This window comes from Phocaeicola intestinalis, assembly GCF_014837065.1.
Taxonomy (GTDB): domain Bacteria; phylum Bacteroidota; class Bacteroidia; order Bacteroidales; family Bacteroidaceae; genus Phocaeicola; species Phocaeicola intestinalis.
Genome location: NZ_JACSPP010000012.1, coordinates 14650 through 37125 on the forward strand (window position 1 = coordinate 14650; position 22476 = coordinate 37125).

Here is a 22476-nt window from a genome sequence, read left to right on the forward strand (position 1 = left end):
TTTTGTGCCTATGAAAACGATTTTCTTTTTATTATTATCGCTTGTCTTGCTTTCTTGCCAAGGAGGGAAAAAACAAAATGTTCAACCTGCAGATACGGTAAAGGAAGATGAATTTATTGCCAGCGTTTTATACACTGCACCTCCGTATTATGTGATAGGCAAAGATACAATTTATAATTATGCTACAGACCCCATATTTCCTGTACATACTTCCGATCCCGAAAATCCGCTTTTATCGATAGACCTAAAGAATTATGTGCAAAAGAAGTTAGCCGATGTACACCTTGGAAAAGGAATAGTGGATGTTGCTTTCCTTATTGATAAAAAAGGATATGTCCGTCAGGTAATCATTGAAAAATCGGCGGAAGAGAACGGTGCCAGTCCCAATGTAGCCGCCCGTATGGATTCCATTGCCTGCAAAGTAATAGCCAACTTGCCCCGTTTCACTGCTCCAGCAACACGAAAGGGTAAGCCTGTGAATTTTTTAAAGAGGTGGACGGTACGGTTTGAGTGACTGAAGCTCCCGTTTTTGCGGATTTGCAATCCGCAAGCATCGAGTATGAGGATTTTTAATCCGGTAAACGACTAAGTTACCGCTTTCTGTTAGGTATCTGCTGAGCGGATTAAAATTGACTTTGTCGACCTTCGGTTCCTTATACTCATTTACGCCGGATTGTAAATCGGCGTGACGGTTAACGGTATTTCAGCTCAGAGTTCGAAGACGATGTGGCAAGGCTTTCCGTCGATATAAAAGGTAAGGCGGTACAGCCCTTTTTCTATCGAATCGGTCGTGCCGTTGTAGAGCGGAAAAGAAAAGTGTGCCGTTTCGTTCGGACGAATGGTTCGTATGAGTTCCACCAAATTGTATCCCGTAAGTTCCGTCTCCGGCTTGGGGATGGGATAAATGTGGCTGGGGTCATCAGGGGCGCTTTCCCGAAGAAAATCGAAAGGGTAAGACGTGGAGGCTTCTTTCTTTTTATAATGCTGTTCGGACGGAGCGAGTTGGGTGGTCACGTTTTTCCATCTCCCGTTTCCGTAATGAAAGACCTCGCAGGGGAAAACGCCGTATGGCATTTGCAGCTCACGACCGTCTTCTGCGGTATTCATCAGAGTCACATACACCATGCTGTCTTGCAGGCTGACGCGCCATGCCTTCTTGATTTCTTTCGGAAAGCCGGACGTGCCGAGAGTCATGGTGTCCGCTTGCTCCTGTTGGACGGAACCGGCTGTTTTGTGGCTCTTTTGTGCCTTGTCTCCGCAGCCCGGCAGGCAGAGGAGGCACAGGAGCATTCCTAAGATTCGTGTTTTCATCGTTGTTCCGGTTTACTGCATGGGTTGAGATTGTTCTAATCGGCGATGTCGTTCAGATCGAAGTAGAGCAAGCGTGTGGCGGCTCCCTCGTCTTCTGCCGTCAGCGGCACGAACTTCTGCTTGAAATAGAAAGGTATGGCGGCGGCGTATGCGTCTACCGTGAGGAAACGGCAGCCGGTCTTGTTGTCGGCGAGGAAGTAACTTTTGATGAAATTTATCAAGAATTGTCCGATGTGTTGTCCTTTCAATTCTTGATTGATAGCCAGACGGCAAATTTTTACAGCCGGATAGCTTTTCAACCGTTTTTCGTTGACAAACCGATGTCTCCGGAAACGGTTGAATTCCGTTTTAGTGGGAAAATCAGACATAGACACGCGGTCGTTTGCCAAACTGAAATATGCGGCTATGTGTTCGTGGTTTTCATCATCTGCCGCTTCGAACACATAAGTAACCGCCAATAAGGCTTGCCGGTAAAATCCGGATTCATTTAAAATAAAATCGTTCAAGTCGGCATCGCCGCAATCGAACGATTTTACTTTTTCATTTATTTCCAACTTACGGATTTTGTAAGAAGAGAAGGGTGTTTGCAGGCTGGTTTTCATACGCTTTTCTTTTTTGTACGTTCGCCCAATTCGAGCATTTTCAAAGCCAATTCATAATCAGCCAGCCTTTGTTCTCTTTCTTCCGGCGTTTCCCGGCGGACTTGCTTCATCCGCTCCTCGAACCGCCGTGCGTCTTCCCCGAAGAGTATCGGGGTTTCTTTGATGGGTCTTGCCATAGCTTTTCCTTTCTCTTTATGGATTCTGCCGCAAAGGTAGCGATTTATTCGTTGCGGATTATGCGGAGCGGTCAATTAATTTTCTGAATCTGCGCAATCTGTGGTGAAAATTACGCGGAAATGCGTATCTTCGCATCGGTAAGAACTTAAACGGATGATACGATGAGGCACAACTGCATATCCTTGGTAAGCTTGTTTCTGCTGCTGGCGCTGCTGGCGGGATGCTCCGGACAGCAACGGCGGTACGTCATCGGCGTGTCGCAGTGCAGCGACGACGAGTGGCGCGAGCAGATGAACCGGGAAATCACGCGCGAGGCGTTGTTTTATCCCGAGGCGGAAGTGGTGTTCCGCAGCGCGGGCGATGACAACAAGCGGCAGATACACGACATCGAACTGCTGATGCGCAACAAGGTGGACCTGCTGGTGGTGTCGCCCAACGAGGCGGATGCCATTACGCCGGTTATCGAGAAGGCATACAGCAAAGGGATTCCGGTGATATTGGTCGACCGGAAGATACATTCCAACCAATATACGGCGTATATTGGCGCCGACAATTATGCCATTGGTTACAACGTGGGCGAATACATCGCCTCGCGCCTGCAAGGCAAGGGACGGGTGGTGGAGGTGACGGGGCTACGCGGCTCTACGCCTGCGGCGGAACGCCACCGGGGCATGACGGACGCCTTGCGCGAGTATCCCGACATACGGGTGACGGCTTCGGTGGATGCCGGCTGGAGGCGCGACCGTGCGCGCCTGGTGTTCGACTCGCTCTTGACGCACGCTCCGGAGATAGACATGGTGTTTGCGCACAACGACCGCATGGCGGCAGGTGCCTACGAGGCGGCGGTGAAGTACGGGCGCGAGAAGGAAATGCTGTTTGTGGGCATCGACGCGCTGGCGGGCGAGGGATATGGCGTGGAGCAGGTGGCAAGCGGGCAGCTCGACGCCACCTTTATTTATCCTACCGGCGGCGACCGGGTGATGCAGACGGCGATGGCTATCCTGACGGGGAAGCCTTACGAGCACGACGTTGCGCTCTCTTCGGCGTTGGTCAACAAGGGGAACGCGCGGGTGATGCGGATGCAGACCGGGCAAATCCGTCAGCTGGACGAGAAGATAGACATGCTGGACAAGAGGATAAACCATTTCCTTACCCGTTACGCTTCGCAGCGCGTTTTGCTGTACACGTGCGTGGTGATGCTGGCGTTGTTCGGCATCGCGTTGTTTGTCGCCGTGCGGGGCTTTTGGACAAAGAACCGGCTGAACGTGGAGTTGTCCGAGCAGAAGAAACAGCTGGAGGCGCAGCGCGACCAGCTTATCAGCCTTTCCAAGCAGCTGGAGGAGGCGACGCACGCCAAGCTGGCTTTCTTCACCAACGTGTCGCACGACTTCCGCACGCCGCTCACGCTGATAGCCGACCCCGTCGACCAGCTGGAGGCAAGCCAAAACCTGAACGAGCACGAGCGTTTCCTGCTCCGCATCGTGCATAAGAACGTGACGGTGCTGTTGCGCCTCGTCAATCAGATACTCGACTTCCGCAAGTTCGAGAGCGGCAAGCTGAAGATGTACCTTTCGGAGTTTGACATCGCCGGGGAGATGAACGAGTGGACCGAGGCTTTTCGCACGCTTTCCTATCGCAAGCATGTGCATTTCTCGGTGTCGGCTGCCCCTTCCGATGAGGGATATACGATGATAGCCGATGCCGGGAAGCTGGAGCGGATAACGTATAACCTGTTGTCGAACGCATTCAAGTTCACGCCCGAGAACGGACGGGTGGAGCTTGCCTTGTCGCAATTCGAGCACGGGGGGACACGCTGGCTGCGCTATCAGGTTTCGGATACCGGAGTGGGCATTTCCGCCGAGCACGTGCAGCACATCTTCGAGCGTTTTTACCAGATAGACGTGCATTATGCCGGTTCGGGCATCGGGCTGGCGTTGGTGAAGGCTTTCACCGAGATGCACGGCGGCACGGTGAAGGTGGATTCGGCAGAAGGCAAGGGCACCATCTTTACGGTGGAGATGCCGATGAAGCAGGCGGGCACGCTTGCCGAAGGGCTGGAGAAGCAGGCGGTTCCGGCAAGCCTGAAAGAGGGAGCGGTGCTTTCCGCCGGTCAGGGAACGGTGCAGGCGTCTCCGGAAGCGGGCGAAGACGACCGGCGTGAAACGGTATTGGTCATCGATGACAATCAGGACGTGCGCGACTATGTCAGGTTGCTGCTGGAGAGGGAATACCGGGTGCTGGAGGCCTCCAACGGGCAGGAAGGGCTTCAGCAGGCGATGAAATACGTGCCCGATGCCATTATCTGCGACGTGATGATGCCGGTGATGGACGGCATGGAGTGTTGCCGGAGGCTGAAGTCGGAAGTGCAGACCTCGCACATCCCGGTGATGATGCTCACCGCCTATACGATGGACGAGCAGAAGGTGCAGGGATACGAGTGTGGGGCGGATTCGTACATCCTGAAACCTTTCAGTGCCAAGCTGCTGCAGGTGCGCCTGCGGAACCTGATAGACAACCGCCGCCGTCTGCAAAGCTTCTTTGCCGACCGTTCGGCTCTGAAACAGGAGTCAATCAGCGAGGTGGACAAGGGTTTTGTGGAGAAACTGCGCGAGTTGATTGAAGCCCGTTTGGGCGATGCGGGTTTGAGTGTGGAAGACTTGGGTGGGGAATTAGGGCTGGGACGTGTCCAGCTTTACCGGAAGTCTAAGGCGTTGACCGGTTACTCGCCCAACGAACTGCTCCGCATCGCGCGGTTGAAACGTGCCGCATCGCTGCTGGCCTCTACCGACAAGACCATCGCCGAAATAACGTATGAAGTAGGTTTCAGTGCGCCTTCGTATTTCACCAAGTGCTATAAAGACTACTTCGGCGAAAGCCCTACCGATTTCTTGAAGCGAATGAAGAATGAGGAATGAAGAATCGCGCTTTGCGCAGAATAAAGAATTTTCATCCGCATGGAATTCTTCATTCTGCGTTCTTCATTCTTCATTTAAATAGTTTTGTTTGCTCGAAAGAAATCCCTATCTTTGGCGGGAAATAAAAAACGATAGTTAAGATGAAATGGATTATAGGACTTGTGTGTATGCTTTGCAGCATGAATTTGCAGGCACAAGATTTTAAATCATTATACATTGCTTTACCCGATTCGCTTTCTCCTTTGTTGACTAAAGTGAACCGGGAAGATTTCGGTGATTTTCTCGCCAGCAACATGAAAGCGGAGGTGAAAAACCGTTTCGGACAGACCTCGGAAATGCTGAAGTTGACAGACGATTACCTGTTAGTGCACGTCAGCAAGTCAAGTAGGGAAGAAATGAAACTGTTGCCGCTGAACGATTCGGTGAAAGTGGTGTGTGTGGTCCGTACTTATTGTGGTCCTGTACCCGACAGTGAGGTCAAGTTTTATGATACGGCTTGGAATGAATTACCGGCAGCAGATTTTGTAACTTTGCCTGAAGAGAATGAATTTTATAAGTCTGTACTTTCTGAAACAGCTTCCGACTCTTTGCGTAACTTACGCCTGAATGCAGACATGTATCTGAAGGAAGTACGCTTGTCCGACAAAGACCTTTCGCTTTCAGTAAGTTACACCACCCCTCAATATATGGATAAAACTACGGCAGACAAGCTGAAATCTTATTTGATAAATGCTCCCATTGTGTATACATGGAGCAACGGTAAGTTCCTGAAAGTTAGTACTCAATAGATAAGCACTCAATTTAGGGCATCCCCCTTTGAGTGCTTACGAAAATAGAATGCTTATAAGGGCATTATTACCTTGAACGTACCGGAGTATAGCGCTTTATAGCCACTGTAAAATTTTTCTCAATTTGCTCTTTATTATATACGGTACGAACAACAATATTACGCCTAACAACAGCAGTAGAAAAGCGGGCTGGCATAGTGAAAGACAAGCTTAATTCAGAATTTGCCTCAATATTTCCTTGCCATTCTCTAGAAGCATTCGAACACTCTATAAAAATATGAACATTCTCATACTTAACATTTCCAATATTTTTCACTTTTATCTCAGCATGAGCCTGTCCTTTCGAATTTGCTTGCAAATTTTGAGATACAATCCCAACCTGCAAATCATTTTCAAGCGATATTGTATCAATTGGTGCTATAACTTTTTTTACTATGTGTTTTTTAGGCTGTTGTATAAAAATAATAGAATCAGTCCCATTCTCGTATTTTGTAACACGCATAAGAGAGTCTAATGTTAAAATACCTTCTTTGAAAATCAATTTGGTAAAACTTCCATCCTGGTTCTTTTCTATAAATGAGGATGAAGGAGATAATATTCTTTTTACTACAGCAAATGTTCCATCATCTGACTCTTGATATTGTTTGATGCCGTCATTGGTAACAATAATACATTCACCCTTATAAACAGAAGACCGAAAAAAAACTTTAACCTTTTTATCCCTCAATTTGTAATGTTCTGTTCCTTCTTTATCAATATGCCTCCAGCCATCTTTATGCGTATAAACTGCAGCAAAGTTCTCTACAAAAGGAGCCACATCATCAAATTGAGTAGGAGATTTCTTCCCTAATGAAAAAAAGCCCTTTGCCTTGATACGTAAAGGATTTCCATTTTCGTCTATATATCCCCATTTATCTTCGCCAACAATAATATATCCATCATAAATATAACGATATTTAGGATGAACCTTGTATTCTGCATTAAACATTTTAGTAGCACCTAAGGAATCAACAATACCATGGATAAAACCATCTTTAGTGAGCAAAGCTTTTCCTTCATGGAACAATATATCCTGATATTCTATCGAGACTATGACATTGTCATTTTTATCTATAATCCCATAATAATCACCACTTTTAACTTTATAAAGTCCATTTCCTACATCGGTTTTATCATCATAAGCAAATCCTTGAGCATAAACAGCAGAGAAATAACCGATTAATAATAATGACAAAAAAATCTTTCTCATAATTCAAATCTATTTTAGTAATCCCCAAGCTTTTAAGGTTTCCGTATCGCTTTTTATAGCATTTATATATATATCGGTTGCCACATCATTGGACTCCTTAGCCCTTTTGATAAACATTTCGTATAACTTTGTAATTAATTTATCCCCACTTGCCGGCAAATCCCCTGCAATCTTTTTTTCCATCAGATTATTAAATGCCCAATACACAGACTTATAGTCTGCTGTATCAATTTCCATAGCTTTGAACAACCAATCATTGGCCTTATCCAAATCAGCTTCTATATTTAAGAAAGATTGACGCACGGTTGGCACATTAAAGAAGCGATTTCCTTTCGACAATGTAAGTCCACATTCAAACAATGCTATACTATTCAGTGTATCTTCTTGGATTATCTGACATAGTCCGGCAAACCCGGAATTTACTTCTGATGAATTGTTTGAATTAAGCAGATTGACATAATAATCTACTTTTGCTGGCGCAAATAAGCTATCTTCAACAAGTATCCTTAGTAATTCTTTTCCTTTTGTTTGAAGTTCAATGCTATCTTTCTGATTCAAAAAGGATAAAGCTTGATTGTACATTTCCACGCAGGTTGGTTGCCTAAGTGTAGGTTTTGCCACTTCTTTTTCAGACTCATTATAAAAGAGAAAACAGGCTACGCCAATTAATGCTACCACAACACATGCAAATCCGATCATAAACGGAACCAATTTTCTGTTTTTTTTATTGCCATTCGTTAGCACATGTTCCAAATCGACCCTAAATTCCGCTACAGAAGCATACCGCTTAGACTGTATTTTGTCTGTAGCTTTGCGGATAATTCTTTTCAAAGCAACATTGCGAACATCTTTCATCGGCAATGGGTCACGCAAATTGGCTGATAAAACATCTTGATCTGTGCCTGTAAAAGGTAAATGACCGGTACATAATTGATAAAGCAAAACGCCTAATGCATAGATATCAGTAGTATAACTTTGGTTTTTCACATCTCCAAGCACCAACTCTGGAGCGGCATAATTCACTTTTCCCATAAACACACCGGTTGCGGTCAAAGCCTTATCCACACTGCCGAGAGAAACAATCTGCTTACAAATCCCAAAATCAATAAGTTTAATCTTTCCATCTATGGTAATCATTATATTCGAAGGGTCAATATCCCTATGGATATACCCTTTATCATGCAACGCCATTAAACCGGATAAAATGGGCTTCATAATTCTAACAACCGCTGCATCACGATTCTGTAAATACTGACTGTAAATTTCTGCAGCAAATGGAATCTGCATGCCATTTTGGTCACAAGTAATTCCATTCATTACGTTTTCAAGGGTTACTCCTACCAACAATTCCATAATGACGTGGTAATGTACCTTAACTTTACCCCCGCTTTCTGTCTGGAACGTTGTTTCAACAAAACCGTACATCCGTATCAGATTGTCATTCTCCAATTGGATATTGGCTTCCCTTCTGGCACGTTCGACAACATGTTCAGGTATATTCTCATAGATAGCCTTAATCGCGACAGGCATCTTTTCTCCTGTTCTTTCTATTACACGGAATCCTTTGAATACACGCCCCATGCCTCCCTCTCCTAAAGGAATAGCATCTGTATCATATTCATAATATATACCATTCCGCTTTTCTATTTCGCCTTGTAGTCTTATGATATTCATTTGAAATGTAATTTTATATGAATGTCCGCATTCGGCCAATATATGCCCTCTGAGAACGAAGATATACTTCATCAGCAGTTTAATATATACTGCAACTGCCTACGAAGATATACTTCATCGGCCAACGAAGTATATCTTCATTTTCAACGTGGCCAAATTGGCAAATTGTGGACATTCATTTAATTTTAATATGCTTCTACTCTCAGTTTTACATTACCTATAGATATAATATCCCCGGGAATTATTTTACTTCCCTCTTCTGTGACTTCCTTTGAATTAATGTACGTGCCATTCAAAGAACGAGCCCAATTCCCTTGTACTTCTTTATCCCACTGCCCATCGCGAAGATACCACGTTTCGGTTTCATCATCCCATTCAAGCGTGCAATGACGACGGGATATATACGAAGAAACAGGTTCGGATAATTGAATCTGGTTGAATATGGAGTCATCTTTTCTCCCCAAGGTTATAATTCTTTTGGGTGACGGCATGATTTCCGGCAGACGGTAACATTTTCCCCAGTCATTTCCTTGCATCACATGAAGCATGATGCCATTTAATATTGCATTTGGAGCTTCTACTTGGCTACCTTGTACGGCAATATATGGATATTCATTCCCTGGAAGTTTCTCCAACAATTCATCAACACTTCCTGCACGGCTGTGAGGGTCGGCAGACAAGCATGCTTCCAATATGTTCATCCACATCTCCCGCTGTTCGTTTCGGAATAAGATATTTCTATTCCAGTCATCGCTTTGTACACGAGTCTGATAATGTATCCAATCTGATTCTGTAACCAACTTCCCATAAGGCAATTCACCGGTCAGCATAAAGAACAATATCACGCCGAAAGAAAATATGTCAACCGAAGGAAGTATAGTGGCATATCGTTCTAATCGGTAAAGTTCTGGAGCCTGATAAGCCAATGCTTTATCAATGAAATGCGAATGCAGTGTCTTATTCTTGCTCGCCAATAAGTTGGCTCTGCCACCAAGTATTACATAATTGGTTAACTTAACACGATTGCCATCAGCTATAAGGATGTTTTCCGGAGTTAGCTGACAATGTACCTTCCCCGATTTGTGCAGGTCTCGCAATCCATATAGTATTTCTTTGGCAGTCTTTACGATATCCAACCTTTGGCTCCTGATAAGATGAGATAAATCCAAGGACTTGCAATATTCCAAAAGCAGATAAGGATTGCCGTTTACCATACCTGTGTGTACGATATTGGTAAGGTAATTGCTCTTTATCTGACAACTCTTTATTTCATTATCAGCCGAGAGCAACATCTTTTGGCGAAGACTGGGCTCCACTTCCCAAAGCTTTAGCAACTTCAGGATGTACTCATTACCGGATGTATCATTCACCTTAAACTTTTGGTCACTCCGAGTAGAATTAAGTACCCTTTCTACCCGGAATTTCCCATCTATCATATCGTGCATGCGAAAATCGCAGCGTTGAGCTGAATTTTTTATCATCATCTTGCATTCTTATTTACATAATGTATAATCAAGTTTTTCCCTTGTTCTTTCAATATAGGATGCTCAACACGATGAAGAATACTTCTTTTTCTATCATAGGAACACTCTTTCATTGATTTAGGAATTTGACCATTAGGGAAACATGAACGAAACTTTATAAAGTCTTCTTCTGTCCATCCGTAGTAGAAATCATTCAACCAAGGTTTTTCTCTGTATTCTTTGGGAACTGATTTTTCATTGCTATCTGAATGATTCGTAAACCTCATATCTTCTGGCTCTATATATGCAACATCAATAAAAACATGAACCGTTTTATGTGGCGAAGATTCTGCATAAGAACGCGACAACTTTTCCCATTCTGGCAATTCATTTTGATACCATATTTCACGAGATGATTTTCCCAACTTTTCAAGATTGCGCCTTTGCTTTTTAAGCGTCTTTTCTTTATACTCTGCTATATGGGTACTTTCAAGCACTAAGTATCCATTTTCAGAAGCAAATTTTTGCGCTTCTTCTTTTGCGCCATTACCAGACCAAAAGACATGTATTTTATCATTAGCCATAGTATTATTGCTTTCTTGATTTTATATTAAACTCAAATAATCTATCCCCCATTCTTATTATGTCACCAGGCTCAAGTTTTATACCAGCTCCAGCATGAACGTATGTTGAATTGTCGCGAGAGCGATCCTCAATGAACCAATGACCATCCGAGAAGAATAGGCAAGCCTGTTCTTCATCATCAATGGTCGTATCACGCGAAACGGTATTCTGACGAGAAAGATAAACCTCGGTACCTTCATCGTAAACTTTTTCAGTCATTTCTCTTTCACCCGGTAACGAAATTGGCCGTAAAGTGCAACAAGGTATTTCATCCTCGTCATACCATTCCTCTTCTGTCGCTGCTACAGGAGCAACAATCTCGTCAGGCATTTCTGCCAAGCAATTCGGGCAAGCGTGCATCCCGTTTATTACGGGGTAGCCACAATTATTACATTGTATCATATTTGCTATAAATTATCAAAATAATATTCAATATATTTGTTCCAAAAGTATGATATACAGAATATTATAATAGCGACAACGATAGTAGCGGCCAATGCCGCTATTGCTGTTGCTACGGTTCCTAAACCAGCTGTTGCACATAATGCTACTGTACCCGCGACTGCTGCTGAAGTAGCGAGTGCCATTATGCCAATCTCTAATATTTTAGAAAAAGCCTTACATAAATACTCATATCCATCAATCCATTTGCCTTCAGAAAAATACGTCCACCCTTTTTTTATATAAACCACAACCGAACTCCATTCTATAACTTTAAAAATCTTTCCTAATGGCTTCAAAAATGACATTATTTTTGGAATGCATTCGTTTAAAGTTGTTCCTATATTCTTGACTTTATTTATGGTCTCTACTATTTGATTAGCTCTCTTCTTTGCCGTAGAAACTTCTCTAAGATGATTAACTCTAATGCTTTTCATCTGTTCTTGAATTTGCAGTTTTCGCGCCGAACTTTTGGTGTTATTTAACTCTTTACCTAAGTTTATGTATGACTCTGGCATAGCTTTTATTTTCTTCTTAAAGAAGTCTTTTTCATTTAGTGCCTTATTGTAAAGCCTACTTAAGCTATGACGATCTGTTGCTCCTACTTTTAAATCTTTTACACTATCGCTTCCGGTAAAGAAACTAAGACCTACCAATCCCTTATTGTTGTAAAAAGCCTCGTCCAAAGCGTCTATTATGTTATCAATTATATTGGTAATCTTATCATAATTGGATTCTTTGGCTGTTTCTGCCTTTTTATTTTTCCACGGGTCTGCATCCATTAGAGCTTCTAATGTCAAAGGTCCAATTTGACCGTCTGGAGTTAAATTTCGACTTTGTTGAAACCTACGGATTAATGATATAGTTTCAGGACCCAATTTATCATCTTCACGGATTTGTGTCTGCATAATCCGATTTAATTTTTGTTGTACCCAGCGAACGGATACGACTTTATTCGTTTGATATATTCGATAGCCTAACAATTGCTCCATATCAAAAGGCTACTATATAAAAATTATTAATAGACAAGAAAAACTCTTTCTCAACTCAATATTAATTTTCAAGTAATCAAAAAAATCAGACTTGTTTATCTCTTCTTTCAATGACTCGGAGAGGATTTGAAAATGCACATTAATGCATTTCTCTATATGTCTGTCAACAGGAACATTGCTTTCAGATAGAGATATGTTGCAATAGCTTATGGCTTCTTCTCCAAAAGCACGCATAAACTCCATTTTGCAATATTGCAGCAAATCCATTTTGGTGAACAAACGGTCATTACTGTTCACAATATGCCTTGCCAATTCTTTGCGTGTCTTTATATCTCTGACTTTATTGCGTCCTCCTGTTGCGTCAATCAACGCTTCAACATCCCCTACAGCGGCATTTGTTGATGTTAATCTTCCGCCACGTCTTAGAAGATTTCCCCGTTCGCCATTGGTTGTGAAATAGGTCAGCACCATGGGTTGCTGGTTGTTCCGAGGGTTACGAATGGCGTATGTTCCTCCGTATCGGCGGACATTTCCCGAACGGAATTCATCCAATGAATCGTAAACCTGCATCATTGACTGACGCAAGGAACGAAGTGTAGCTCCGTCGTGCAATGAATTGCTGTCTACAAAGGCAAAATAATCGTTTACGTAATGACGATAAAGATTGGTTACATCTTCACGAATCCGTTCATTATCATATTGGTTGACATCGAAATCACGTATAAAGAAATCTTGCGCCTGTTCTTGATTTTGTACCACATCTAAAAAATAAGTGCCCGTTTTATCATTTTCTAAACGCTGAATAGGCTCGCTATAATTCAGTTTCACATCTTGGATGTCATAATTTACAGCTGGAATGCAATTCAATAAAATGGCCGTGTCAAGTGGCAATGAACCCCCCCGGTCTGTTTTGATTCGTATCCACAAAAACCGATTACCTATAAAAGGCTCCAAGATTTCCTGTGCATACGAATCCATAATCCAAGCCGGAATTTCTCCGCGATGCAGCGTGCGCTTATTGGAACATTTTCCAAAGCGGTACAACCACAGACCATAGTATACCAAACTTTTTTTCCAGAATTCAACCAGCATGAAGTTTGAATTTAGCGTACGAGGCATATCTTCCATAACCAAAGACAAGGGGATCTGCACATCTCCCACTTCTGCTGTCAAGCTATCGTCTGGCAATGGATGTGACAAAGCAATCATGACATCCTCCAGCGTATTAACTTCCCCTGCCGCATCAAATGCCAACCACAACTCTTTATTATACCGGTTGTCCGGCCATGTCGCTTGAACGGGCAACTTACCAGGTTGCAGCAGAGTATTGTTCATGAAGCAAGCCATCAGCCTGCCGGGCACAATGCGCGTCTTGAATATCGGACGATAATTGCACTTGGTAGGTTTGTAGGTAAACGCATCATTTTCGTCAATAAAATAAGGTGTACATTCGCGCCCGTTGCCGATACTAAGCACTGTAACTGCAGGCTGCGCCTTGAGGTTGCTCTGTAATAACACCTGGTCGCAGAAACGTTCAGACAGTCTTTCCACCGTCTGATCCATCTTTCGTTCTATCTCACAAGACTGGTGAGACAAAGCGACAAGCATCATCTTTGCCACAGGATCGGAAAGCGATATGCGTTGCTCATCCTGCTCCAACGCCTGCTGTATCTCAGCAACCTTGTTTCTTACCTTTACATCCATTATTTGTTATTTAAAAACGGATCCATAAAAAATTCCACTTCACGCTGATACTCACCTTCGCGTGTACCGACAAATTCATTGTAAGTCAACCGTCCCTTAACCAAAACCCTGACCACATATTTGCTATTTTCACCCCGACGGGAAAACTTATTCTTCTCCATACTAAGTTGTACTTCCACTTCCAAGTTCTTCAGGTATGGGATGTAATACAAAATGCTGTCGCGCACACTTCTCTCACATTGCCTGATACCGGCTCTCGACATCTGCACCTTTTCTTCCCGGTTGTTTTTACGCTTCACAATCTTAAAATCAGCGCCATGGTTGAAATCTACCAAATTCATGGCAATAAATTCATTATCCCAAAAGCTGAACCCAAATTCTTCATCAGCCTTAAAGCGCCGTATACTGGTAAACACTACGGTATCTACCCAGTTATCGATGACAGAAACCACGTTAGACAATGGTCGGTCAATCTGAAGGTTCAACTGCTCGTCGTTTACGAAACGTATGGGAGAATCACTATAATGCATACCAATGATTTGAAATTAATGGTGCTTTTTACGAATGCTATCAGTGCTGCCTACTATCCTGCGTGGTGGCCTTACCACTTCCGACTCCAGTCTTGCCTCCGCCACAACTGCCGTTTTCTGCCTGAAAAGTTGCGGCAAACTTATCAGCAGGTGCGTCAACCGGATACCTTCATGTACCATCTCTGAAATTACATAAGGAGTATAATGAGACTCAACAAAAGCCATGCATTTCTCTGTTTCAGGAACTGTGATATCCTTTTCCATACTTATCAATGTCAGCAATACCTGTATGCCCTCTTGCATAAGAGTTATCAAATGTCGAGGTGTCATACAGTCGGCTTCTTTCTCTACTTCAATAGCGATGCGGCACAATGCAGGAATAGCAGCCATTACCAACATATATTGTTCTGTGTTGACGGCATCTTTCAATGCACTGACAAGAGCTTCTATCTCCACTGCATAGTTTGCGGCAGCACGCAAAAGTGCCCCATTGGAACGCAATGAAATGCATGGAGCAATGAAAGCTTCATCCATGCTCCATCCGTGCCTATAGACAAAGCGGGCAAACGGAACGGCATCCGGATTATTATAATGCTCGCTCTCAAGCTTTGCAAATAACTGATAATCAGCATCGCAAAGAGGTACAGAAGTGTCATTGCAGGATACCTCGACTGTCTTATCTGAAGTCTTATCCAAAAACAAGATTAACGGTTCTGTTGTTTCGGGTAGACGAATGTTTTGAAACAAACTTCTCTCTTCCCGTGAAAAAGATAACTGGATCAGCTTTCCAGACCGACTGATGGCATTCGCTTGCAGTTCTGTCACCGACAAACTTGTTTCCGTCTGTTCATACCGGAAAATCGGCAGTTCAAGAAATCCATAGTCTCCGTTAACCAATGCGGCGTATAATGGTTGCAGGTAAGACAAGTAATATTCGTCCGACATACGAAACGTTTCATCGGTCAGCCGCATCCCTGCTTGCCAATCTACTCGATATTTATTCACCATAGATAAAGTTATATCAATTGTGTACTATAATTTAAGAAAACTCCTTCTTCAATTCTGGCATCAGACAATTCCGGGAAAGCCCATCTGTCGCCAAAAGTTATTTCAAGTTTATCTTCCACCGATAAAAACCATTGGGAAAAGAACGTAGAAAATTCTTCGATTTGTTGTTTTAACTCACTCAAATGCTTACCCGTTTTTATCTTTACTTGATAGAAAACTTTCCATACATATACCCTTGTTATAAATGTGGAACCGCAATATAAATCATCCAATGTCCCATTCAAATTCGAATGAATATTCTCGGATAAGGCTTCCGTCACTTCAACTTTTGTTTTTTGAATTTCAGCATGTCCTTCAAAAGCATATCCCAAGGCTGCCTTGACCATGTCATCATTACCTCTAAAATTCCTAAGCCAAGGAATGCACTGATAAACAGCCTTGATATATGAATTAGCGATGTCAACCCTTTGGCCTGCCGTAATAAAATCTGAAAGGAACTGGTTTCCAGAGAATATATGTTCGTTAAGCCAGTGTTGGTATTTAATCCTCAGATTTTGGTAGTATTGATCAAAAGGCTTGAAATAGGTCAGGGCTTTCTCTTTCTGTTCTTCTTGCTCCTTATAACGTTTTTCAAATTCTTCCGTGTCGCCATCTGTTCCTAAGTAGTGGTCTAATGGATGGAACAAATATTCAGGCAATATATGATACAGGCTGTCGCGTTTTAACGAAAACTTTACAACAGGAGGCGCACTCTGTTTATTCCTTATAATTAAATTAAGCTCATCTCCTAAGGCAGTCCGCTCTGAAACACCCTTAAATTCATAAGTGTAGAAAGGCTTTTTATCAACCAATGAATCCATGTGTTCTATTACAACGGCCATGGCTACATCGGCATCCAGTTCTTTCGGAATATTTGGTTTTGATAATTTCATCATCTCAAAACAAACTAAAACTTTCTTTCTTCTTAACTTTTACGTTTGCCTGCCATTTGTTCTTCGGGTCTGCGCTATAGAACTTGGTTTTGACAATTGCATTGGGGTTCTCTTGCTTTCTATCGCCATGTTTAGGACTTGTACGGTACTCAAAATGCAGGTGCTCATCCTTGCCAGACAAATTATAAGCATTCCCTGTAATACCGCTTTTACCCAATGTAGTGCCTTTTCGTACTTTCTCGCCATATTTTACAGAAACTGTACTCAAGTGGGCATAAAAAGAATAGTAAATTCGTTTAGGTCTTTTGTGGGTAATCAAAACACAATGCCCATAATCAGGATGATTCTGAATCAATGATACAACGCCATCTCCCACTGCATAAACAGGTGTCCCTTGAGGTGCATAATAATCAAATCCTCGATGCCAACGCACACTGCCATCTGCATTATGTCTTACCGGACCAAATAGATTGCTTGCCCTGTTGGCTCTTATTTGGGGATTGGCGACAGGGTCTCCCCATGAAGTATCAAAAGAAATCTCGCCTAAAGTCAAATCAATGTCCACATCAAAAAGTTTGAAAATGGAATCATTTATACTTAATTCAATTTGTTCTTCCTGCTGTTGAGGCTTTGAGTTTGATTTGGACTTTTGCTTCTCTTGGAATATCTGGTCAAACGAAATTTCTTGCAGTTTTTTGAAATTATCATTTGATTGCGCAAAAGCACTCGACCCATACAAAATGAATATGGAATACAATAAGATTCTTAAAAGATTTGTATTTATAGCCAGCATCACTTCAACTCTTTATAGTGGACAGCCCCATAAAATATATCGCATAACCGTTCATGCATTTCATCATTTTCATCAAAGTATCGGACACCTATTGCTCCAATATCATATCTGTCATAAATATCCTCAGGTTCATGTATCGAATTATTTGTTATCACTTCTCTGTAAATGTCTTTTAATTGATTTAATATATAAGGATAAATAGGGTCATCATTACTATCTGATATTTCTTTCACATAAGTTATAGTGTCTTTTACGACTTGGCTATAAGTGAACTTTGTCGGCATTTCAGAAAATCGCTTGTACATGATTTGAATGATATTTTATTTAATGTTCGATTTCTTAACAAAGAACACTTGCGTACCGCCGCCCGGTACTTTTACCGGATTTTTACGATCACTCCATGAGTCCGTTGTTTTTCTTGCTTTTGTAACAATATAAGGTGTGTTTTCTGTTATTTCAACAGAGTACATTTCTCTTTTAAATGGAATTTCTTTTCCCTCTGAAGTTTCCAACTTACCTCCATCGGCGATGCCAACACGTCCAGGTGTTGTGTTTGAAGAGTCGATTTCTCTTATTCCATAATTACCCGGTGCATCTATGATAGTTCCATGTTCGTTAACTTTTCTGAACATATAATATCTATCTCCTTTCTGTGCGATTCCTTTTTCTATGATAGGTGATGACACATCAACACAGTTCAAATGAGATTCTCTTTCAAACATGTCAACATCCGAACCATCATATAGCTTAGAGATTTCATCTCTTCTATAGTAACGCACCTTCTTCATAAAGAAATCAGAATCCGAGTCAGAAATTCCTAATTGTTTTAATTTCTGTGGTGTGATGTCTATATATTTAAATTCTTTAGAAGCCTGAGCTAATTGGGCATGCCGCTTATATTTGTCAGTTTCTTTAGCTGCTTTACTAATCTTCTGCATTACTCCTGTCTTTTGCAATACCCTCGCTGTTTTTGCCCCCCTATACGCAATTTTAGCTCCGCCAACGACATCACCAATCAAAGGTACGGCTGCTATGATGGATAATCCTGCACCAACCCAATCACCTCTCAATGCCGAAATAGCGGCATTCATCAAATCCGGGATAGCTCCAACGCCCGGTGTCATCCCAGCAACATCCAATGCCATCTGTACACCATCTAGAACTGACTGTTGCGATAATCTTTCTCTATCAAGCGCATTAAACTCTTGAAGAAGTTCTTCCGGAATTTCTTGCATCGCTTTTTCCTGCTGTGTTTCACTCCTTTGTGAGAAAGATACACCACGTACCTTTATTTCTAAACTTTGCCCCGGATTTACAATCGAAATTGTTCCCCCATACATGCACCTTAAAGTCGCAGGCTCCAATAAAGCCGGTTCTCCACATATCAGGCTGTCTTTATCTATAGCCTGCCATTTAGGACATGTCCCCGGTACGCAAGGCATGGGAGTAAGCTTGCCATGATTAGCGGCTGTTGCAGATGCAGTTGGGGGATAACCCAATGAACGGCATCTACCAAAACTTGGGATATTTTTTATGGATACATAATCCGCTATATTGGCTTGATCTTTTCCAGTCAAAGAAACATTTTTAGGCGTTGCTCTCAATTTAGGACACGATGTTCCCATCGTGCATCTCAGCGTTGCCCCTGTACAAACATATTTCATAATCAGCCCTGTTGGATGTTAGCGTACTTTGACTTTCGAAGCTTGTATAGACACTTCTCTTTCTGCTTCCATTGAAATATTCCCTTTAGATTTTATCCCGATATTCCCGTCTGCATTAATTCCTATATTCCCTTTGGCATTGATGTTTACATCTGTATCTGCAACAACTTCTACCTCTCCAGCAGAATAGATGGTTATTTTCTTGTCATCGGCAGACAGTGTTATGTGATAAGTATTGTTTTTATTGTCATAGATTTCGATTAAACCCGCTTCACCTTTATCGTTAAACAGAATCGTATGTCCATTACGAGTCCTGATAGCTTTTACATTATTACTTGTCCCATCTTTTTCTTGCGACACAGCCCATGCCTCATCAGGCTTTCCTGTCCCACCGTTATAAAATGAACCGATGATATATGGGCGTTCAGCATTGTTCATTTCGAACCCGACCATAACCTCTTCACCTATCTCTGGCACGAATTGTTGTCCTTTGCTCTGACCAGCATAAGGAACGGCTATACGCAACCAAGGTGTTTTCATGTCCTTGTCTTGTATTTCCTGCCATGGGAACTGTACCCGCACACGGCCTAACATCTGTTCATCTTTATTCTCGACAACTTTTGCTCTTTGCTGGGGAGCCGACGCAAACACATCAGCATCAGAATAGGAAGGGTAGTCACATGCCACAGGTATGGCCATAAAACTATTGGAATATTCCTGCCTATAATCAAACGAGTGGTTAATGCCTATGACCTTTAATGATTTCTGTTCCACATCTTTGCTTTCTCCAGATTTATTTTGGACATTGTCACGAATTAGAAATGTCTGTCCGATTTTTAGCATAGCCAGTTTAGAAAATCCTTGAACGGTCATAATACCCGTTTTCTTCCCTTCTGCTTCTACTTTCAGGGAATAATCTAATATAGCATCGGCTCCTTCGTCTTCCTTTCCACTGTCAAATCCGCCAGCTTTCAATGCCACGGTTTGTTCGTCTTGAAATCTTTGTATTGAAGCATTGTATGCTTTGTCAGTCCAATCATTCACTGTTCCATCGGCCATACCTTGTGCTGACGTTTTTAGAATGTCCTTACCCTTTCCATACTGATAATAATCCGGAAGTAAATGACTGAATGAAAATGAAGTCACATTTTGATGCAGGCTGTATGACATCAAGCTTCCTCCCGGATATTCCAAATTTGCAGCCGATGAATCTTCTATATCCAATTCACCAAAAACAAATGTATCTCCTGTATTATACATCCATTCTCCGAAACGCATTGCCAACATGCTAATGAAAGCGTAGTCACTTTGGTCGTATTGTACAATATAGGGTATCTTATCCTTAAACCTTGGTGACACAATTGATTTTATGTCGCGGTATGGTTCAAGGACAGCATCTATTATTTCTTTCAATGTCATATTTTCAAAAGAACGACAATGTGGGACATTTTGGAGCAAGGCATCCCATGTGGCTACAGTGATACTTGCTGATTGGGCACTTGCTGTCGCTCTTGAAGCAGACACATCTATAATCATTCCTTTAAATACGAAAGCTACTTGAGGATTGGCTTCTTCATCGTCCTGGCTGGCCTTTATCGTTGAAACATTTATTTCCAATGATTTCCCAATCAACTGCGTGATATTAGCAAACACCACATCCTGTTGTGTTTCTGTTTTGTCTTCTTTTTCCAAAGAAAAGCTTAACAACATCGGTCGCAGTAATTCTTGAGAAAGGGAATAACCGCTCAACACATAATTTTCACCATTAATGACGCAACACGAATTTTGTGAAGATGGACAGCCTTCTAAAACCACCTCGATTTCGTGAATCATGTCTGCGCTGTAGTTTCCACCCTGTGTCTGTGTTTGGGTACCAGATTTCTTTTCCGAGCTATTCTTTTGCTCGTTTGGATCAGATTGTCCCGTCTGAGTTTTTTCGTCCTTACCCTCTTCCTTTCCCGTGTTTTTAGCTTGGCTGCCGTTGCCATCGGTATTTTCAGTTGGGTCAGGATTGGGTTCATATCCTCCTAACTCGTTCTCCTCTATCTTGTTTTTTATGTCTTTGCTTCTAAAGTCCAAGTATGTTCCGCGGATGGAATTAATAGTGTCTTTTACCCCACTGATTCCCGCCGATATATTTCCCTCTTTAAATGCATTAAAGCTGCCTATGCCTATCGATGCCGCACCCGCCAACGAGCCTAACGAGTTAACGCCCATGTTGTTCAGGTTGTCTAACTTTCCAAGAATTACGCTGTCTCTGCCTGTTACGGCCGAAAATAGATTATTGGTGATAGCATTGACCTTGTTAACGGCATTGTTTATGTTCTTCAGTCCTGTTTCTATCTTCTTGGCAGCGGTCGAAGGGTCGCGCCAACTTCCACCAAAGACATCTCCCAATTGCATGAACTCATTCACGCCGCTTATTGCGTCCGAGGCTCCATTCTTGATAGCAGACGCTGCGTCATAAAGTTGGTCTCCAAATTGATATCGAGCCCAAGCCTCAATATATTCCGTAGAACTGTCACCTGTAACAATTGAGGATAAATCGCTTATAGCCTCATCATAGCCTTTGTCCATTTGTGCGGCAGCATTGGCCATATCTTGGGGCGATACCTTTCCAGAAAGGGTATCGGACAAGTTATCGAAATTTCCCACTCCTTGGGCTACAGAAGCGTCAAGCTGCTGTTTTTCTTTATTTACATTGTCCAGTTGCTTTTTCTGTTCGTTAAGCTGCCTCAGCTCTTCTTCCAGTTCTTGTCGCCTTTTCTCACGTTCAAGATCCACTGGCTCAGCCTTTTTATCCGCTATCCTGTCTTGAATGTCTTTCTTGGCCTCATCAAGTTCCTTGTCGATTTTGCTTATGTCATCCAACTTCATCAAATCATCGGAAGTCTTGATAAGCTTATCATCGATTTCCGCTTCGGCAGCGGCTAATCGGGCATCCAACTCCTCCAGTTTTTTACTGGCATTTTCCAGCTCTTCCAGCGATTTGTAGTTAGCCCTCTGCACTTCATTTATCTCATGAAGTGCCTCATACTTTGACTTAAACCGCCCTATGGCCTGAGGATAAATGGGGTAGGGGTTATTCATAAGGAACAATTGTTATCGGGTTATCCAATCATTTTCAAAGTTGGCCGAACCGCCGAAGGTGAATTTCCTTGCGCTAAGTGTGATTTTTGTCCGCACCAACAGACTATTGCTGTTATTAAAATATTGGTACATGTTCACCAAGTAGGCATCTTCAAAAAAGAGGTGGAGGTATTTTTTTTGATTGTCGTCAGTCGACAGCAGCATTTCAATCGTCCCGTCATGTGTCTCCGCGCGGTTGAACATCCAATTGTAAAAAAACAAATCATCGTCCCCTTGGGCGGGCATAACAAATTTTATCAATCCGCTTTGCGGCCTGGATGCAGGTTTGCTGCTTTCGTCCAGCGATTGGTAAAATTCATACTCACATTCTACCAATTCATATTTTTTCCCATTATAAGCTTCGACCTCTGCAGCCGAAGTTTTTTGCTGGTCCATTATCAAAGTCGCCTTAAATGCCATGCGTTCGTTGAGTTAAGGAATGCGACCGCCTGCAACGCAGGCAGTCGCGTGTTTTAATTT

21 protein-coding genes are annotated in these 22476 nt (G+C 42.6%); 3 read left to right on the forward strand and 18 right to left on the reverse strand.

All coding sequences use genetic code 11. The features are described 5' to 3' along the window. Nucleotides 1-10: 10 nt before the first annotated feature. A complete protein-coding gene (locus H9625_RS05710) occupies nt 11-514 on the forward strand; it encodes an energy transducer TonB (RefSeq protein WP_140399981.1) in 504 nt (167 codons plus the stop codon). A 194-nt stretch (nt 515-708) separates the two neighbouring features. Here H9625_RS05710 and H9625_RS05715 read toward each other — a convergent pair whose 3' ends face one another. From H9625_RS05715 to H9625_RS05725, 3 genes are read right to left on the reverse strand one after another with little or no spacing between them, the layout of a single operon-like run. Further along, on the reverse strand, nt 709-1311 hold the full coding sequence (locus tag H9625_RS05715) for a hypothetical protein (protein ID WP_022041135.1): 603 nt from the start codon (nt 1309-1311) through the stop codon (nt 709-711). Nucleotides 1312-1346: 35 nt separating this feature from the next. Beyond that, nucleotides 1347-1913 (reverse strand): GNAT family N-acetyltransferase, encoded by a 567-nt coding sequence (locus tag H9625_RS05720; RefSeq protein WP_191763372.1) that lies wholly within the window; start codon nt 1911-1913, stop codon nt 1347-1349. Further along, on the reverse strand, nt 1910-2089 hold the full coding sequence (locus H9625_RS05725) for a hypothetical protein (protein WP_191763374.1): 180 nt from the start codon (nt 2087-2089) through the stop codon (nt 1910-1912). Before H9625_RS05725 ends, H9625_RS05720 begins: the two co-directional genes overlap by 4 nt. A 162-nt stretch (nt 2090-2251) precedes the next feature. On the opposite strand from H9625_RS05725, the gene H9625_RS05730 reads away from it, so the two are divergent. Both H9625_RS05730 and H9625_RS05735 read left to right on the forward strand, forming a co-directional pair. Then, nucleotides 2252-5005, forward strand: a complete 2754-nt coding sequence (locus H9625_RS05730) for a hybrid sensor histidine kinase/response regulator transcription factor (protein WP_191763376.1) — start codon at nt 2252-2254, stop codon at nt 5003-5005. 140 nt (nt 5006-5145) lie between these two features. Continuing rightward, complete coding sequence (locus H9625_RS05735) at nt 5146-5793, forward strand: DUF3256 family protein (RefSeq protein WP_191763378.1); 648 nt, start codon at nt 5146-5148, stop codon at nt 5791-5793. Nucleotides 5794-5860: 67 nt separating this feature from the next. Here the strand turns inward: H9625_RS05735 and H9625_RS05740 are convergent, their stop codons facing one another. The 15 genes from H9625_RS05740 to tssD all read right to left on the reverse strand — a co-directional run bounded on the left by H9625_RS05740 (nt 5861) and on the right by tssD (nt 22416). Then, a complete protein-coding gene (locus H9625_RS05740; protein ID WP_087248527.1) occupies nt 5861-7042 on the reverse strand; it encodes a WG repeat-containing protein in 1182 nt (393 codons plus the stop codon). A 9-nt stretch (nt 7043-7051) separates the two neighbouring features. After that, nucleotides 7052-8716, reverse strand: a complete 1665-nt coding sequence (locus tag H9625_RS05745; RefSeq protein ID WP_191763380.1) for a serine/threonine protein kinase — start codon at nt 8714-8716, stop codon at nt 7052-7054. A gap of 185 nt (nt 8717-8901) precedes the next feature. Further along, nucleotides 8902-10200, reverse strand: coding sequence for a protein kinase domain-containing protein (locus tag H9625_RS05750; RefSeq protein ID WP_191763382.1), 1299 nt, complete (start codon nt 10198-10200; stop codon nt 8902-8904). Next, the gene (locus H9625_RS05755; protein WP_191763384.1) at nt 10197-10763 is read right to left on the reverse strand and encodes a hypothetical protein; all 567 of its coding nucleotides are present in this window, start codon (nt 10761-10763) and stop codon (nt 10197-10199) included. Before H9625_RS05755 ends, H9625_RS05750 begins: the two co-directional genes overlap by 4 nt. A gap of 4 nt (nt 10764-10767) precedes the next feature. After that, nucleotides 10768-11133 (reverse strand): FHA domain-containing protein, encoded by a 366-nt coding sequence (locus H9625_RS05760; protein WP_191763386.1) that lies wholly within the window; start codon nt 11131-11133, stop codon nt 10768-10770. A gap of 77 nt (nt 11134-11210) precedes the next feature. Continuing rightward, a complete protein-coding gene (locus tag H9625_RS05765; protein WP_087248518.1) occupies nt 11211-12236 on the reverse strand; it encodes a peptidoglycan-binding domain-containing protein in 1026 nt (341 codons plus the stop codon). Between the two features lie 12 nt (nt 12237-12248). Then, nucleotides 12249-13940 carry a hypothetical protein gene (locus H9625_RS05770; protein ID WP_191763388.1) on the reverse strand — a complete coding sequence of 564 codons (1692 nt, stop codon included), beginning with the start codon at nt 13938-13940 and terminating at the stop codon, nt 12249-12251. Further along, entirely contained in the window at nt 13940-14470 is a 531-nt protein-coding gene (locus H9625_RS05775) for a hypothetical protein (protein ID WP_087248514.1), read from the reverse strand. The genes H9625_RS05770 and H9625_RS05775 overlap by 1 nt, the downstream gene beginning before the upstream one ends. Nucleotides 14471-14485: 15 nt before the next feature. Beyond that, nucleotides 14486-15478: a hypothetical protein gene (locus tag H9625_RS05780; protein WP_191763390.1), complete on the reverse strand. Its 993-nt coding sequence runs from the start codon at nt 15476-15478 to the stop codon at nt 14486-14488. A gap of 8 nt (nt 15479-15486) precedes the next feature. Beyond that, a complete protein-coding gene (locus tag H9625_RS05785) occupies nt 15487-16413 on the reverse strand; it encodes a hypothetical protein (protein ID WP_191763392.1) in 927 nt (308 codons plus the stop codon). Between the two features lies 1 nt (nt 16414). Then, nucleotides 16415-17203, reverse strand: a complete 789-nt coding sequence (locus H9625_RS05790; protein WP_191763394.1) for a M23 family metallopeptidase — start codon at nt 17201-17203, stop codon at nt 16415-16417. Continuing rightward, complete coding sequence (locus H9625_RS05795; protein ID WP_143270421.1) at nt 17203-17436, reverse strand: hypothetical protein; 234 nt, start codon at nt 17434-17436, stop codon at nt 17203-17205. The genes H9625_RS05790 and H9625_RS05795 overlap by 1 nt, the downstream gene beginning before the upstream one ends. A gap of 87 nt (nt 17437-17523) precedes the next feature. Beyond that, entirely contained in the window at nt 17524-18867 is a 1344-nt protein-coding gene (locus tag H9625_RS05800) for a PAAR-like protein (RefSeq protein ID WP_191763396.1), read from the reverse strand. Between the two features lie 18 nt (nt 18868-18885). Next, complete coding sequence (locus H9625_RS05805) at nt 18886-21957, reverse strand: type VI secretion system Vgr family protein (RefSeq protein WP_191763398.1); 3072 nt, start codon at nt 21955-21957, stop codon at nt 18886-18888. 12 nt (nt 21958-21969) lie between these two features. Then, complete coding sequence (gene tssD, locus H9625_RS05810; RefSeq protein ID WP_087248499.1) at nt 21970-22416, reverse strand: type VI secretion system tube protein TssD; 447 nt, start codon at nt 22414-22416, stop codon at nt 21970-21972. Nucleotides 22417-22476: the final 60 nt, after the last annotated feature.

What these genes read in the sequence shown, in the direction of transcription:
- H9625_RS05735 (WP_191763378.1), top strand. Translation starts at nt 5,146, where the DNA reads ATGAAATGGATTATAGGACTTGTGTGTATGCTTTGCAGCATGAATTTG.
- H9625_RS05780 (WP_191763390.1), bottom strand. Translation starts at nt 15,478, where the DNA reads ATGGTGAATAAATATCGAGTAGATTGGCAAGCAGGGATGCGGCTGACC.
- H9625_RS05750 (WP_191763382.1), bottom strand. Translation starts at nt 10,200, where the DNA reads ATGATGATAAAAAATTCAGCTCAACGCTGCGATTTTCGCATGCACGAT.
- H9625_RS05775 (WP_087248514.1), bottom strand. Translation starts at nt 14,470, where the DNA reads ATGCATTATAGTGATTCTCCCATACGTTTCGTAAACGACGAGCAGTTG.
- H9625_RS05710 (WP_140399981.1), top strand. Translation starts at nt 11, where the DNA reads ATGAAAACGATTTTCTTTTTATTATTATCGCTTGTCTTGCTTTCTTGC.
- H9625_RS05755 (WP_191763384.1), bottom strand. Translation starts at nt 10,763, where the DNA reads ATGGCTAATGATAAAATACATGTCTTTTGGTCTGGTAATGGCGCAAAA.
- H9625_RS05800 (WP_191763396.1), bottom strand. Translation starts at nt 18,867, where the DNA reads ATGAAATATGTTTGTACAGGGGCAACGCTGAGATGCACGATGGGAACA.
- H9625_RS05805 (WP_191763398.1), bottom strand. Translation starts at nt 21,957, where the DNA reads ATGAATAACCCCTACCCCATTTATCCTCAGGCCATAGGGCGGTTTAAG.
- H9625_RS05790 (WP_191763394.1), bottom strand. Translation starts at nt 17,203, where the DNA reads ATGCTGGCTATAAATACAAATCTTTTAAGAATCTTATTGTATTCCATA.
- H9625_RS05725 (WP_191763374.1), bottom strand. Translation starts at nt 2,089, where the DNA reads ATGGCAAGACCCATCAAAGAAACCCCGATACTCTTCGGGGAAGACGCA.
- H9625_RS05745 (WP_191763380.1), bottom strand. Translation starts at nt 8,716, where the DNA reads ATGAATATCATAAGACTACAAGGCGAAATAGAAAAGCGGAATGGTATA.
- H9625_RS05740 (WP_087248527.1), bottom strand. Translation starts at nt 7,042, where the DNA reads ATGAGAAAGATTTTTTTGTCATTATTATTAATCGGTTATTTCTCTGCT.
- H9625_RS05770 (WP_191763388.1), bottom strand. Translation starts at nt 13,940, where the DNA reads ATGGATGTAAAGGTAAGAAACAAGGTTGCTGAGATACAGCAGGCGTTG.
- H9625_RS05760 (WP_191763386.1), bottom strand. Translation starts at nt 11,133, where the DNA reads ATGCCTGACGAGATTGTTGCTCCTGTAGCAGCGACAGAAGAGGAATGG.
- H9625_RS05765 (WP_087248518.1), bottom strand. Translation starts at nt 12,236, where the DNA reads ATGGAGCAATTGTTAGGCTATCGAATATATCAAACGAATAAAGTCGTA.
- H9625_RS05785 (WP_191763392.1), bottom strand. Translation starts at nt 16,413, where the DNA reads ATGATGAAATTATCAAAACCAAATATTCCGAAAGAACTGGATGCCGAT.
- H9625_RS05720 (WP_191763372.1), bottom strand. Translation starts at nt 1,913, where the DNA reads ATGAAAACCAGCCTGCAAACACCCTTCTCTTCTTACAAAATCCGTAAG.
- H9625_RS05730 (WP_191763376.1), top strand. Translation starts at nt 2,252, where the DNA reads ATGAGGCACAACTGCATATCCTTGGTAAGCTTGTTTCTGCTGCTGGCG.
- tssD (WP_087248499.1), bottom strand. Translation starts at nt 22,416, where the DNA reads ATGGCATTTAAGGCGACTTTGATAATGGACCAGCAAAAAACTTCGGCT.
- H9625_RS05715 (WP_022041135.1), bottom strand. Translation starts at nt 1,311, where the DNA reads ATGAAAACACGAATCTTAGGAATGCTCCTGTGCCTCCTCTGCCTGCCG.